7 protein-coding genes are annotated in these 13,109 nt (G+C 60.5%); all 7 read right to left on the bottom strand.

Annotation, left to right across the window (positions count from 1 at the left end):
* Window position 1: 1 nt before the first annotated feature.
* The gene (gspE, locus tag PG5_RS05790; protein ID WP_020796162.1) at window positions 2-1,480 is read right to left on the bottom strand and encodes a type II secretion system ATPase GspE; all 1,479 of its coding nucleotides are present in this window, start codon (window positions 1,478-1,480) and stop codon (window positions 2-4) included.
* Window positions 1,477-3,405, bottom strand: coding sequence for a type II secretion system secretin GspD (gene gspD, locus PG5_RS05785; protein ID WP_020796161.1), 1,929 nt, complete (start codon window positions 3,403-3,405; stop codon window positions 1,477-1,479). Before gspD ends, gspE begins: the two co-directional genes overlap by 4 nt.
* 8 nt (window positions 3,406-3,413) lie before the next feature.
* Window positions 3,414-3,932: a type II secretion system protein N gene (locus PG5_RS05780; protein ID WP_020796160.1), complete on the bottom strand. Its 519-nt coding sequence runs from the start codon at window positions 3,930-3,932 to the stop codon at window positions 3,414-3,416.
* Window positions 3,933-4,041: 109 nt separating this feature from the next.
* Window positions 4,042-5,508: an N-acetylglucosamine-binding protein GbpA gene (gene gbpA, locus PG5_RS05775; protein ID WP_020796159.1), complete on the bottom strand. Its 1,467-nt coding sequence runs from the start codon at window positions 5,506-5,508 to the stop codon at window positions 4,042-4,044.
* Between the two features lie 287 nt (window positions 5,509-5,795).
* On the bottom strand, window positions 5,796-6,863 hold the full coding sequence (gene hemE, locus PG5_RS05770) for a uroporphyrinogen decarboxylase (RefSeq protein ID WP_020796158.1): 1,068 nt from the start codon (window positions 6,861-6,863) through the stop codon (window positions 5,796-5,798).
* Between the two features lie 252 nt (window positions 6,864-7,115).
* Entirely contained in the window at window positions 7,116-8,534 is a 1,419-nt protein-coding gene (locus PG5_RS05765) for an FAD-dependent oxidoreductase (protein ID WP_020796157.1), read from the bottom strand.
* Window positions 8,535-8,566: 32 nt separating this feature from the next.
* The gene (gene gltB, locus PG5_RS05760) at window positions 8,567-13,012 is read right to left on the bottom strand and encodes a glutamate synthase large subunit (RefSeq protein WP_020796156.1); all 4,446 of its coding nucleotides are present in this window, start codon (window positions 13,010-13,012) and stop codon (window positions 8,567-8,569) included.
* Between the last annotated feature and the right edge of the window lie 97 nt (window positions 13,013-13,109).

Below are 13,109 nucleotides of genomic sequence, written 5' to 3'. Positions count from 1 at the left end.
CCTAGTCCTCCCGCGTCACGCGCAACAACTCGTCGAGACTGGTCAGCCCGTCCAGCACCCGTTGGCGGCCGTCCTGGAACAGACTGCGCGACATCTGGCGGGCCTCGTTGGCCAAGGCTTGTTCACTGGCCCCCTGGTGAATCAGCGATGCCAGTGACGGTGTCACGCAGATCAACTCATAGATGCCGACGCGCCCGCGATAGCCGTGCTGACACTGCTCACACCCCACGGCCCGGAACAGCTGCAGCGATGCGGTGCCGAGCCCCAGGCGCTGGCAAGCTGTTGCATCGGCGCTGTAGGGCACCTTGCAATGAGGGCACAAGGTGCGCAGCAGTCGCTGGGCTAGAACACCCACCAGCGACGATGCCAACAGGTAGGCATCGACACCCATGTCCGCCAGGCGAGTCACCGCACCGACCGCACTGTTGGTGTGCAGCGTCGAGAGCACCAGGTGACCGGTCAGCGAAGCCTGGACGGCAATTTCAGCAGTCTCGCGGTCACGGATTTCGCCGACCATCACCACATCCGGATCCTGACGCAGGATCGCTCGCAACCCCCGGGCAAAAGTCATGTCCACTTTGGGGTTGACCGGCATCTGCCCCACGCCCGGCAGGTGGTATTCGATGGGATCTTCGACCGTAAGGATATTGCGGGTCTGGTCATTCAGACTGTTGAGCGCGGCGTAGAGGCTGGTGGTCTTGCCTGAGCCGGTGGGCCCGGTCACCAGCAAAATGCCGTGCGGTTTGCCCAGCAGGTGGCGCAGGTTCCGGAGGATGTCCTCCGGCATGCCCAGACGCGACAACTCAAGGCGCCCGGCCTGCTTGTCGAGCAAGCGCAGTACCACCCGTTCGCCGTGTGCCGAGGGTAGGGTCGAGACCCGCACATCGACTTCATGCCCGGCCAGGCGCAAGGCCATTCGACCATCCTGGGGCACACGCTTTTCAGCGATATCCAGGCGCGCCATGACCTTGATGCGCGATACCAGCAGCGTTGCCAATTCACGTCGGGGCCGGAGCATTTCGCGCAACTGCCCGTCGACCCGCATGCGCACCGACAGGTACTGCTCGAACGTTTCCAGATGCACGTCCGAGGCGTGTTCGCGCATGGCCTCGCTGAGTAATGCATTGATCAAACGGATGATCGGCGCATCGCCCTGCTGCTCCAGCAAATCGGCGGTTTGCGGTACCTTGTCCACCAGACTGAGCAAGTCCAGTTCTTCGTCCAGCCCTTGGGCGACCTGCTCGGCGGCGCTCTGGCCTTCGCGGTAGGCGGCGGCCAGGCGGGTCGCAAAAATATCAGGGGTGAGCACCTGCAGCGACAGCTCGCGAGCGCATGTCCGGCGAGCTTCCGCCAGGGCGGTGAGCGGCGTATCGGCCCGCACCGCAAGGCTCGCCTTGTCGCCTTCGCTCTCCAGCAGCACGCCGAAACGACGGGCAAAACCGAAGGGCAGTGGTGGGCAACCATCGCTCGAATGGGTCATGGCGTCTGCGGTGCCGGCTTGCGCAGGTCGAACACGGGCGCCTTGGAAACCGGTTCGAACAGCTGACGCGAATCTGACGGCAGCAGCAACGAGTTGTTATCCCGCGCCCCCGCCTGGCTCAAGTCGCGCAGTGCGTTGTAACGCTGCTGGCTGATACCGTTCAGGTCTTCCTTGCTGCGTACAATCGTGGGCCGCAAGAACACCATGAGATTGCTTTTACTCTGGGTGTCTCGGTTCCAGCGAAACAGAGCACCCAGGTAAGGAATATCCCGCAGTAACGGCACCCCGCTTTTTTGTGTTCTTACGCTGTCTCTGATCAGCCCGCCAATGACGATGATTTCGCCATCGTCGGCCAGGATGGTGCTCTTGAGTGCACGCTTGTTAGTGATCAGGTCCGAAGAATCGATGCCTGATACCGACGGCGCGATGTCCGACACTTCCTGCTCAACCTCCAGCCGCAGCGTCGAGCCTTCGTTGATGTAGGGCTTTATCTTCAGGCTGATTCCCACGTCCTCGCGGGTGACTGTGGTAAACGGATTATCCGCCCCATTACTGTTTGTGGCGTAGGAGCCGGTCTTGAACGGGACGGTCTGGCCGACGATGATGTGCGCTTCCTGATTATCCAGCGTCAACAGGCTGGGCGTAGAAAGCAGGTTGCTGTGGGTATTGCTGGCCAGGGCCGAAATCAATGCGCCAAAGCGATCACTGCCCAGGCGTAACAGCGCGCCTTCGGGTGCGGATTTCTTCTCGTCGAAATCCAGGCCGCCGACAATCGGGATATCGGTGCCGGGGAAGTTGATGAAGCCTTTCGCGTCGCCGGTACTGAAGCCCCATTGCACGCCAACCGCTTCAGCGATGTCCCCGGAAATCTCGACGATGGCGGCATGGATCAGCACCTGCGCGCGCGGCTGGTCCAACTGACGCACGATGCTTTCAATGGTCCTGACCTGCTCCGACTCGGCGATCAGCACCAGCGCATTCTGGCTTTCGTCAGCCTTGATCATGAAGGCAGTCCCGGTTGGTGCGTCCTTATTGCTGCCAAGGGTTGGGGCCGTTTTTCGGCCCTGCCCCATGCTTTCCAGAATCTCGGCCAATTGCTTGGCGTCGCTGTGACGCAGGCGGATCACCCGAGCGTTGTCCGGAGCCGCCGTGGCAGGAACATCGAGACCGCGCGCCAGTTCGGCCAAGCGTTGGCGAACGGCTGACGGGCCAATCAGGATCAGCCGATTGGTTCTGCTGTCGGCCAATACCTGGACCGCGTTCTCGGCAGTGCGCTTGCCCAGGGAGGCTTCCATGACGGAGGCCACGTCACTGGCCTGGGCGTGACGTAACTGCACTACGGCGTGCATATTGTTTTGTCCAGAGTCCAGCTGGCGGATGACTTGGACGATGCGTTGCGCATTGGCTGCCGTTTCCGTGACCACCACTGCATTGGCCGACACGGACGGCCCGACATAGCCGTTGACCGAGACCAAAGGCCGGACCAGCCCGGCGATATCGGCGGCACTGCCATTGTTCAGCTCGATCACTCGAGTGACAAATTGCGAGGGCGTAGCGTTCTTTGCAGCGCTGCTGCCAGCGCGAGTCCTGGCTTCTGTCACTGGCGTGATCAGGATGCGGTCACCTTGGTCGATCACCGTGAAGTTGTGGGCGTCGAGCACCCCGTAGAACAAGCGGCGCACGCCTTCGCGATCAAGGGCTTGCCGAGACACAACGGTGATGCGTCCGGAGACCCTGGGATCGAGCACCACGGTGGTCCCCAGAATGCCGGAGATTTCTTCAACGATGTCGCGCAACTCAGCGTTGTTCATCGCCAGCTGCCACTTTTCCTCAGCTGCCTGCAACGCGCCCGGCAAAGCCAGACTCGCCAACACGACAAGGAAACGCATCGAGCGCAAGGCCTGCGCGCCAATGAAACTGTTCATTATGTTGATTACTCTGACGGCCCGGAAACCGGGCGTAGAAAACGCGTGGAAACAGCGGGAGCCTGTGTGTCGCCGGGTGACTCGAGCTTTCGCAGGAACCGCGCAACGGACGGTCGCAGCGTTAGTCGCTCTTCGCGCCCCTTGTTCCACAGCACCACTTGATTGGCCTCGACGCGACGCAGCACGCTGCCACCGGGCAAACGTTCGCCCACCTGATACACACGTGAACCTTGATCATCGGCGAGCAACGCTCTGGACACGCCGCCGCTCAAGACAAAACTGGCCTGCAAGGTCAGCGGTTCGGCACTGGCGAGCAATGAGGCTCCTTGGGTCAGGCCGAGCACCGACGCCACCGCACCAGCATCCAGCGGTACATGGGCGGGACCAGGGATTGGCGCCGCCATGGGTAGCGGCGGCGCGGCAAGGCGCTCCCGAAAGTGCCACTCCTGCCAGATCAGCAGCGCTGCATAACCCAACGGCATGACTACCAGGCCGAAACGGCTCAGCACCCGCCACGAATTCTTCATGAGTAGTTCACTCGAGCCGTTCGATAACCTGAATCCGTCATTTGCAACTCGAAAAAAAGAGAACCTCCAGGCGACCTTCACAGATCACTTGGAGTACTGCGCGATAGACTTAGAGTTTGTCCCAGGCCATGTGCCAATGCGCACCGATGCCAGGTTCAAAACCATTGGCAGTCGGGCTGTATTGCTTGCAATAACCGGACTCAGGGAATGGCTTGCACTCAAAGACTTCGTTGGTCTTCGGCTGCAGTACCTTGGTACCGGCGGTGTACTCGCCAAGGCCTTGCGGGAACACAAAGTCGTAATCGGCGCCCGCGCCTTCGCCGGTCAACTGGGTTACCTGGGTGTCCTGGCGGGTGGTCCGGCCATCCAGGGTGGTGCCGACCAGGGTCAGGGTGTGCTTGCCAGGATTGCTGCGAACATCCATCGCCAACCAGGTCGGGCCGCTGCCCACTTGTGTGGAAGTGGAGCCGACCGGCTTGTTGCTCTCATCGAACAGCGTCGCTTCGACGTTCATCTTGCGATTGGACAGGATGCTGAACTCGATCTTGGCCAAGCCTTTGTCCAATTCGTACTCAGCTTGCTGGGAAGCTACCGACAGACGAGCCGCGGCATCTTCCTGCATGTTCAGTTGCACTTCGTAGCGCGTCACGCCGCTGTCTTTTTGCGCGTACACGCTGTTGTTGCCCTTGACCGGCTCGATCTTGCCGTTTTCATCTCGAACGCCCGCACGCACAAGTGTGTGCGCTTCATTGATGGCTTCTGCCAACTTGAACGACCAGTTGTTTGGCGAGCCTTCCTCGGCACTATTGATGGGGATCTCTATGCTGTATTCCGGGCTCTCGCCATTGGCGGAGAATGCACGGGCCCTGACCTTGTCACCGACCAGCAACGAAGTCGATGGGGCGATGCTGCCTACGGAAGACCAACCACCCGGAAGCTCCGGCTCTGCAAGGATGTTTACATCCCCCACGTTATAAAACGCTGCATCGGTATCACCGACCGTCCAGATCGCCAGGATGACATGCTGCCCGGATTTGTCCGCGGGGATGTTGCAGTTGTGTTTGGCTCCCGACTCCGGTTTCTGGTTGCCGCCGTCAATGGTGCAGAACGGCGCACTTTCAAAGGTGGCACGCTTGAGTGCTTCGTTCGGGTTCCAGCCGTTTCGGGTGATGAAATACTCATGTTTTGTGGCTGGATGCACAGCGGTGTAGCGCCACTGGAAATCGATGTTGCGTTCCTTGATTTCCGTCATATGCCAACGGGTGGCTGATTGCGCGTCCAGCGCGGAAAACAGCGAGTGACCGCCACTCGGGATCTTGCCATCCACCGGCCCTTGCAGAGGCGCGCCGCCCACTCCCGCTGGAAAACCCTTGAAGGTTTCACCAACGCTTTGCGGTTCGTATTGGGCGCCACCGCACTGGGTGTTCAAGCCTTTCTGGCAGGCTAATGCGCGCGAGGGTGGCACTTCCAGATAGCCATGCGCGGAAACACTTTGAGAGGCGAACATTGCCGATAACAGGATCATTGAAGAAGTGCAGGCGGCCAGCGCACTTCCCTTGTAGTAAGCATTTTTCATCCAATAAATTCCAGACTGCTTATCGAAATAAGGCGTGCATTGCAGACGCCTTTAATTGCAATTCTGCTCACCACGGGGGAGCACGAACCGTTCAATCTACTTGGATGAAAGAACTTTATATGTAGGGAAAATCTCTACTTCCTGCAGGATTAATCCGCTTAGACGTTATCTGATACAGAATGAGAAAAAACCTTACAGAGAAAATATTTAAACTAGTTACGAAACTAAAAGTATAAAAAAACCCGTCCTGCGCTAGGCCGGACGGGTTTTAAACAACTTAAACGCAGTTATTCGTGATACTGCGCCGACAACTCATGCACGGCGCGCAAGAACGCACCCGCATGTTCCGGATCGACTTCCGGAGTAATGCCATGGCCGAGGTTGAACACGTGGCCGCTGCCTTTGCCGTAGCTGGCCAGGATACGCCCGACCTCAGCGCGAATGGCTTCAGGCTTGGCGTAGAGCACGGTCGGGTCCATGTTGCCTTGCAGGGCAACTTTGCTGCCGACACGCTCACGGGCGCTGCCGAGGTCGCACGTCCAGTCCAGGCCCAGCGCGTCGGCGCCAGCGTCGGCAATGCTTTCCAGCCACAGGCCGCCGTTCTTGGTGAACAGGATGACCGGAACCTTGCGGCCTTCGTGCTCGCGGATCAGGCCGCTGACGATTTTGCGCATATAAGCCAGGGAGAATTCCTGGTACGCCGCCGCCGAGAGGCTGCCGCCCCAGCTGTCGAAGATCTGTACCGCTTGCGCGCCGGCCAGGATCTGGCCGTTGAGGTAGCTGGTGACCGTCTGCGCGAGCTTGTCCAGAAGCAGGTGCAAGGCTTGCGGGTTGTCGTAGAGCATGGTTTTGGTCTTGCGGTAGTCTTTCGACGACCCGCCTTCGACCATGTAGGTAGCCAGTGTCCATGGGCTGCCGGCGAAGCCGATCAGCGGCACGCGGCCGTTCAGTTCACGGCGAATGGTGCTGACCGCGTCCATCACATAACCCAGGTCTTTCTGCGGATCAGGAATCGGCAGGGCTTCGATGTCGGCCAGGGTGCTGACGACTTTCCTGAAGCGCGGGCCTTCGCCCGTTTCGAAATACAGGCCCTGGCCCATGGCATCGGGAATGGTCAGGATGTCGGAGAAGAGGATCGCCGCGTCCAGTTGCGGATAGCGGTCGAGCGGCTGCAGTGTGACTTCGCAAGCGAACGCCGGGTTCATGCACAGGCTCATGAAATCGCCGGCCTTGGCACGGCTGGCGCGGTATTCAGGCAGGTAGCGACCGGCCTGACGCATCATCCACACGGGAGTGACGTCTACGGGTTGCTTGAGCAGGGCGCGCAGGAAACGGTCGTTCTTCAGGGCAGTCATGTCGGCATCCGGAAAAAAAGTGCGGGCATTTTCTCAGAGCCGGACGCAAAAGGCACGAATGCAGGTCAGCCTTTTGTCTATCGGGTCAATTTGTCGCGCTGAAACGCGACATTCGTATCACCACCAAACGACTGTGGGAGCGAGCCTGCTCGCGAAGGGGCCTGTAACATCCAACATTGATGTTGACTGACAGACCGCTTTCGCGAGCAGGCTCGCTCCCACAGGGGTATTGCTTTTGGCTCTAGAGCGGGCTTAGACGCCCAGGTAATCCAGGATCCCTTCGGCTGCATTACGGCCTTCGAAGATCGCCGTCACCACCAGGTCAGAGCCGCGAACCATATCGCCACCGGCGAAGATTTTCGGGTTGCTGGTCTGGTGCTTGTACTGACCCTGTTCCGGAGCTACTACACGGCCCTGGCTATCGGTCTGGATGCTGAACTGCTCGAACCACGGCGCAGGGCTCGGACGGAAACCGAAGGCGATGACCACGGCGTCGGCCGGGATGATCTCCTCGGAGCCCGGGATCGGCTCGGGGCTGCGACGGCCACGGGCGTCCGGCTCGCCGAGACGGGTCTCGACCACCTTCACGCCTTCGACCCTGTCTTCACCGACAATCGCGATCGGCTGGCGGTTGTAGAGGAATTTCACGCCTTCTTCCTTGGCGTTCTTCACCTCTTTGCGCGAGCCCGGCATGTTCGCTTCGTCACGACGATAGGCACAGGTCACCGACTTGGCGCCCTGGCGGATCGAAGTACGGTTGCAGTCCATCGCGGTGTCGCCACCGCCCAGTACCACGACCTTCTTGCCTTTCATGTCGACGAAATCTTCCGGCGACTTTTCGAAGCCCAGGTTGCGGTTGACGTTGGCAATCAGGAAGTCCAGGGCGTCGTACACGCCCGGCAGGTCTTCACCGGCAAAGCCGCCCTTCATGTAGGTGTAGGTGCCCATGCCCATGAATACGGCATCGTATTCTTCGAGCAGTTGCTCCATGGTCACGTCCTTGCCCACCTCGGTGTTGAGGCGGAACTGGATGCCCATGCCGGTGAAGACTTCGCGGCGATTGCTCAGCACGGTCTTTTCCAGCTTGAACTCGGGGATGCCGAAGGTCAGCAGGCCGCCGATTTCCGGGTTCTTGTCGAACACCACCGGCGTCACGCCACCGCGTACCAGCACGTCGGCACAGCCCAGGCCCGCCGGGCCCGCGCCGATGATCGCGACACGCTTGCCAGTCGGCTTGACCTTGGACATATCCGGGCGCCAGCCCATGGCGAACGCGGTGTCGGTGATGTACTTCTCCACCGAACCGATGGTGACCGCGCCGAAACCGTCGTTCAGGGTGCAGGCACCCTCGCACAGACGGTCTTGCGGGCACACGCGGCCGCAGACTTCCGGCAGGGTGTTGGTCTGATGGGACAGCTCGGCGGCCTGGAGGATATTGCCCTCGGCCACCAGTTTCAGCCAGTTGGGAATGAAGTTGTGCACCGGGCACTTCCATTCACAATACGGGTTACCGCAACCCAGGCAGCGGTGGGCCTGGTCGGCCGACTGCTGGGGTTTGAACGGTTCGTAGATTTCCACGAACTCTTTCTTGCGTTGACGCAACAGTTTCTTCTTCGGATCCTTGCGCCCGACCTCGATGAACTGGAAGTCATTATTCAGACGTTCAGCCATTTTAAAACCTCATCAAACTCTTCAGGCGCATATCACTGCGGGTTGGCACGGGTGCTGGAAAGCAACGATTTCAGGGAGGCAGCCTTGGGCTTGACCAACCAGAAACGACGCACGTAATCATCGAGGTTCTCGGCGAGTTCACGACCCCACTCGCTGTCGGTTTCCTCGACGTACTCGTTCAGCACGCGTTGCAAATGGCTACGGTAGGCTTCCATCGCCTCGCCGCTGATCCGCTGGATTTCCACCAGTTCGTGGTTGACCCGGTCAACGAAGGTGTTGTCCTGGTCGAGCACGTAGGCGAAACCGCCGGTCATGCCAGAGCCGAAGTTATAACCGGTCTTGCCCAGGACGCAGACGAAACCGCCGGTCATGTACTCGCAGCAGTGATCGCCAGTGCCTTCCACGACGGTGTGGGCACCGGAGTTACGCACGGCGAAACGCTCGCCCGCGGTACCGGCGGCGAACAACTTGCCGCCCGTGGCGCCGTACAGGCAGGTGTTGCCGATGATGGCACTGTCCTGGGTCTTGTAGATGCTGCCCTTTGGCGGAACGATCACCAGCTTGCCGCCGGTCATGCCCTTGCCGACGTAGTCGTTGGCGTCACCTTCCAGGTACATGTTCAGGCCGCCGGCGTTCCATACACCGAAGCTCTGGCCGGCCGTGCCCTTGAAGCGGAAGGTGATAGGCGCATTGGCCATGCCCTGGTTGCCGTGCTTACGGGCGATGTCGCCGGAGATCCGCGCGCCGATGGAACGGTCGCAGTTGCAGATATCCAGTTCAAACTCCGCGCCGCTCTTGTCGTTGATCGCCGAGGTGGCCATTTCGACCATTTTCTCGGCCAGCAAGCCTTTGTCGAACGGCGGGTTACGCTCCACACCGCAGAACTGTGGCTTGTCCGCCGGCACGTGGTCGCTGCCCAGCAACGGGGTCAGGTCGAGGTGATGCTGCTTGGCGGTCTGGCCTTCGAGGACTTCCAGCAGATCGGTACGACCGATCAGCTCTTCGAGGGAGCGCACGCCCAGCTTGGCCAGCCACTCACGGGTTTCTTCGGCGACGTAGGTGAAGAAATTCACCACCATGTCGACGGTACCGATGTAGTGATCCTTGCGCAGCTTCTCGTTCTGGGTCGCGACGCCGGTGGCGCAGTTGTTCAGGTGGCAGATGCGCAGGTATTTGCAGCCCAGGGCAATCATTGGCGCGGTGCCGAAGCCGAAGCTTTCAGCGCCGAGGATGGCTGCCTTGATCACGTCAAGGCCGGTCTTCAGGCCGCCGTCGGTCTGCACCCGGACTTTGCCGCGCAGGTCGTTGCCACGCAGGGTCTGGTGAGTTTCGGCCAGGCCGAGTTCCCACGGAGCGCCCGCGTATTTGATCGAGGTCAGTGGCGATGCGCCGGTGCCGCCGTCGTAGCCGGAGATGGTGATCAAGTCCGCGTAGGCCTTGGCCACACCGGCAGCGATGGTGCCGACGCCCGCTTCCGCTACCAGCTTCACCGAGACAAGCGCCTTCGGGTTGACCTGCTTGAGGTCGAAAATCAGCTGCGACAAGTCTTCGATCGAATAGATGTCGTGGTGCGGCGGTGGCGAAATCAGGGTCACGCCCGGCACTGCATAACGCAGCTTGGCGATCAGGCCGTTGACCTTGCCGCCTGGCAGTTGACCACCTTCGCCAGGCTTGGCGCCTTGGGCAACCTTGATCTGCAGCACTTCAGCGTTGACCAGGTACTCCGGGGTCACACCGAAACGGCCGGTCGCAACCTGCTTGATTTTCGAGCTCTTGATGGTGCCGTAGCGCGCCGGGTCTTCACCACCTTCACCGGAGTTGGAACGCGCACCGAGGCGGTTCATGGCTTCGGCCAGGGCTTCGTGAGCCTCAGGCGACAGGGCGCCCAGCGAGATACCGGCGGAGTCGAAGCGCTTGAGCACCGATTCCAGCGGTTCGATTTCGCTCATGTCCAGCGGGGTATCGAGGGTCTTGACCTTGAGCAGGTCACGGATCATCGACACCGGGCGGTTATCCACCAGCGAGGTGTATTCCTTGAACTTGCTGTAGTCGCCCTGCTGCACGGCGGCTTGCAGGGTGTTGACCACGTCCGGGTTGTACGCGTGATATTCGCCACCGTGGACGAACTTCAGCAGGCCGCCTTGCTGGATCGGCTTGCGCGGGCTCCAGGCTTCGGTGGCCAAGGCTTTCTGCTCGGCTTCGATGTCGACGAAACGCGCGCCCTTGATGCGGCTCGGCACGCCCTTGAAGCTCAGGTTGCAGACTTCCTCGGACAGGCCGATGGCTTCGAACAACTGTGCGCCACGGTACGAAGTGATGGTCGAGATGCCCATCTTCGAGAGGATCTTGAGCAGGCCCTTGGTGATGCCTTTACGGTAATTCTTGAACACCTCGTAGAGGTCGCCCAGCACTTCACCGGTACGGATCAGGTCGCCCAGCACTTCGTAGGCCAGGAACGGATAAACGGCAGAGGCACCGAAACCGATCAACACGGCGAAGTGATGCGGATCGCGAGCAGTCGCGGTTTCCACCAGGATGTTGGAGTCGCAACGCAGGCCCTTCTCGGTCAGGCGGTGGTGTACCGCGCCGGTGGCCAGGGAGGCGTGGATCGGCAACTTGCCCGGGGCAATGTGACGGTCACTCAGGACGATCTGCGTACGACCGGCGCGCACGGCTTCTTCAGCCTGATCGGCGACGTTGCGGATGGCTGCTTCGAGGCCGACGCTTTCGTCGTAGTTGAGGTCGATGATCTGGCGTTCGAAGCCTGGACGATCGAGGTTCATCAGCGAGCGCCACTTGGCCGGGGAAATGACCGGCGAGCTGAGGATCACGCGCGACGCGTGTTCCGGCGACTCCTGGAAGATGTTGCGCTCGGCACCGAGGCAGATCTCCAGCGACATGACGATGGCTTCACGCAGCGGGTCGATCGGCGGGTTGGTCACCTGCGCGAACTGCTGGCGGAAATAGTCGTAAGGCGTACGCACGCGCTGGGACAGCACGGCCATCGGCGTATCGTCGCCCATCGAGCCCACGGCTTCGTAGCCTTGCTCGCCAAGCGGGCGCAGCACCTGGTCGCGCTCTTCGAACGTGACCTGGTACATCTTCATGTATTGCTTGAGCTGATCGACGTCGTAGAACGCCGAACCGTGGTCGTTGTCTTCCATGGTCGCCTGGATGCGCAGGGCATTCTTGCGCAGCCATTGCTTGTACGGATGACGTGACTTGAGACGGTTGTCGATGGCATCGGTGTCGAGGATCTGACCGGTCTCGGTGTCCACGGCAAAGATCTGGCCAGGCCCCACGCGGCCCTTGGCGATCACGTCTTCAGGCTGGTAGTTCCAGACACCGATTTCCGAAGCCAGGGTGATGAAACCGTTCTTGGTGGTGACCCAACGCGCCGGACGCAGGCCGTTACGGTCGAGCAGGCACACCGCGTAGCGACCGTCGGTCATAACCACACCGGCCGGGCCATCCCACGGTTCCATGTGCATCGAGTTGTACTCGTAGAACGCACGCAGGTCCGGGTCCATGGTCTCGACGTTCTGCCACGCAGGCGGAATGATCATCCGCACGCCGCGGAACAGATCGATACCACCGGTGACCATCAGCTCGAGCATGTTGTCCATGCTCGATGAGTCGGAACCGACACGGTTGACCAGCGGGCCGAGTTCTTCCAGATCCATCAGATCGTTGGCGAACTTGGTGCGACGGGCCACGGCCCAGTTGCGGTTGCCGGTGATGGTGTTGATCTCGCCGTTGTGCGCCAGGAAGCGGAACGGTTGGGCCAGCGGCCATTTCGGCAGGGTGTTGGTGGAGAAGCGCTGGTGGAACACGCAAATCGAGGTTTGCAGGCGCTCATCGCTCAGGTCTGGATAGAAGGCGGTCAGGTCCGCCGGCATCATCAGGCCTTTATAGATAATGGTCTTGTGCGAAAAGCTGCAGACGTAGTGGTCGGTATCGGCGGCGTTGGCCACCGATGAACGACGACGGGAGGTGAACAGCTTGACGGCCATGTCCTGGTCGCTCAGGCCTTCGCCACCGATGAACACCTGCTCGATCTGTGGCAGGCGCTCAAGGGCCAGGCGGCCGAGGACGCTGGTATCGATCGGCACTTTGCGCCAGCCGACCAACTGCAGGCCGGCAGCCAGGATCTCGCGGTTCATGTTCTCGCGAGCGGCTTCAGCCTTGACCGGGTCCTGGTTGAAGAAAACCATGCCCACAGCGTATTGCTTGGGCAGTTCGACGCCGAAGGTTTCCTGGGCGATCGCTCGCAGGAACACGTCCGGCTTTTGAATCAGCAGACCGCAACCGTCACCGGTCTTGCCGTCAGCATTAATCCCACCGCGGTGGGTCATGCAGGTCAGGGCCTCGATGGCCGTTTGCAAAAGGGTATGACTGGGCTCGCCCTGCATATGGGCAATCAGGCCGAAACCGCAGTTATCCTTGAATTCATCTGGTTGGTACAGACCTGCTTTCATAGACACTTTCTCACCAGGCTGCCCCTTATCGAGGCAAATTTCTTTTCAATTCAACCACTTACCATCCGCACCGAACGTACGCCAGCTTTGCGGGGGC

The organism is Pseudomonas sp. G5(2012) (assembly GCF_000408945.1).
GTDB lineage: Bacteria > Pseudomonadota > Gammaproteobacteria > Pseudomonadales > Pseudomonadaceae > Aquipseudomonas > Aquipseudomonas umsongensis.
The sequence above is the reverse complement of the archived record's forward strand: the minus strand, read 5'-3'. Positions and strand labels throughout refer to the sequence as shown.

Bases quoted from the DNA above. Each gene is read 5' to 3' on its own strand.
- gltB (WP_020796156.1), bottom strand. From the start codon at position 13,012: ATGAAAGCAGGTCTGTACCAACCAGATGAATTCAAGGATAACTGCGGT.
- hemE (WP_020796158.1), bottom strand. From the start codon at position 6,863: ATGACTGCCCTGAAGAACGACCGTTTCCTGCGCGCCCTGCTCAAGCAA.
- PG5_RS05780 (WP_020796160.1), bottom strand. From the start codon at position 3,932: ATGAAGAATTCGTGGCGGGTGCTGAGCCGTTTCGGCCTGGTAGTCATG.
- gspD (WP_020796161.1), bottom strand. From the start codon at position 3,405: ATGAACAGTTTCATTGGCGCGCAGGCCTTGCGCTCGATGCGTTTCCTT.
- gspE (WP_020796162.1), bottom strand. From the start codon at position 1,480: ATGACCCATTCGAGCGATGGTTGCCCACCACTGCCCTTCGGTTTTGCC.
- PG5_RS05765 (WP_020796157.1), bottom strand. From the start codon at position 8,534: ATGGCTGAACGTCTGAATAATGACTTCCAGTTCATCGAGGTCGGGCGC.
- gbpA (WP_020796159.1), bottom strand. From the start codon at position 5,508: ATGAAAAATGCTTACTACAAGGGAAGTGCGCTGGCCGCCTGCACTTCT.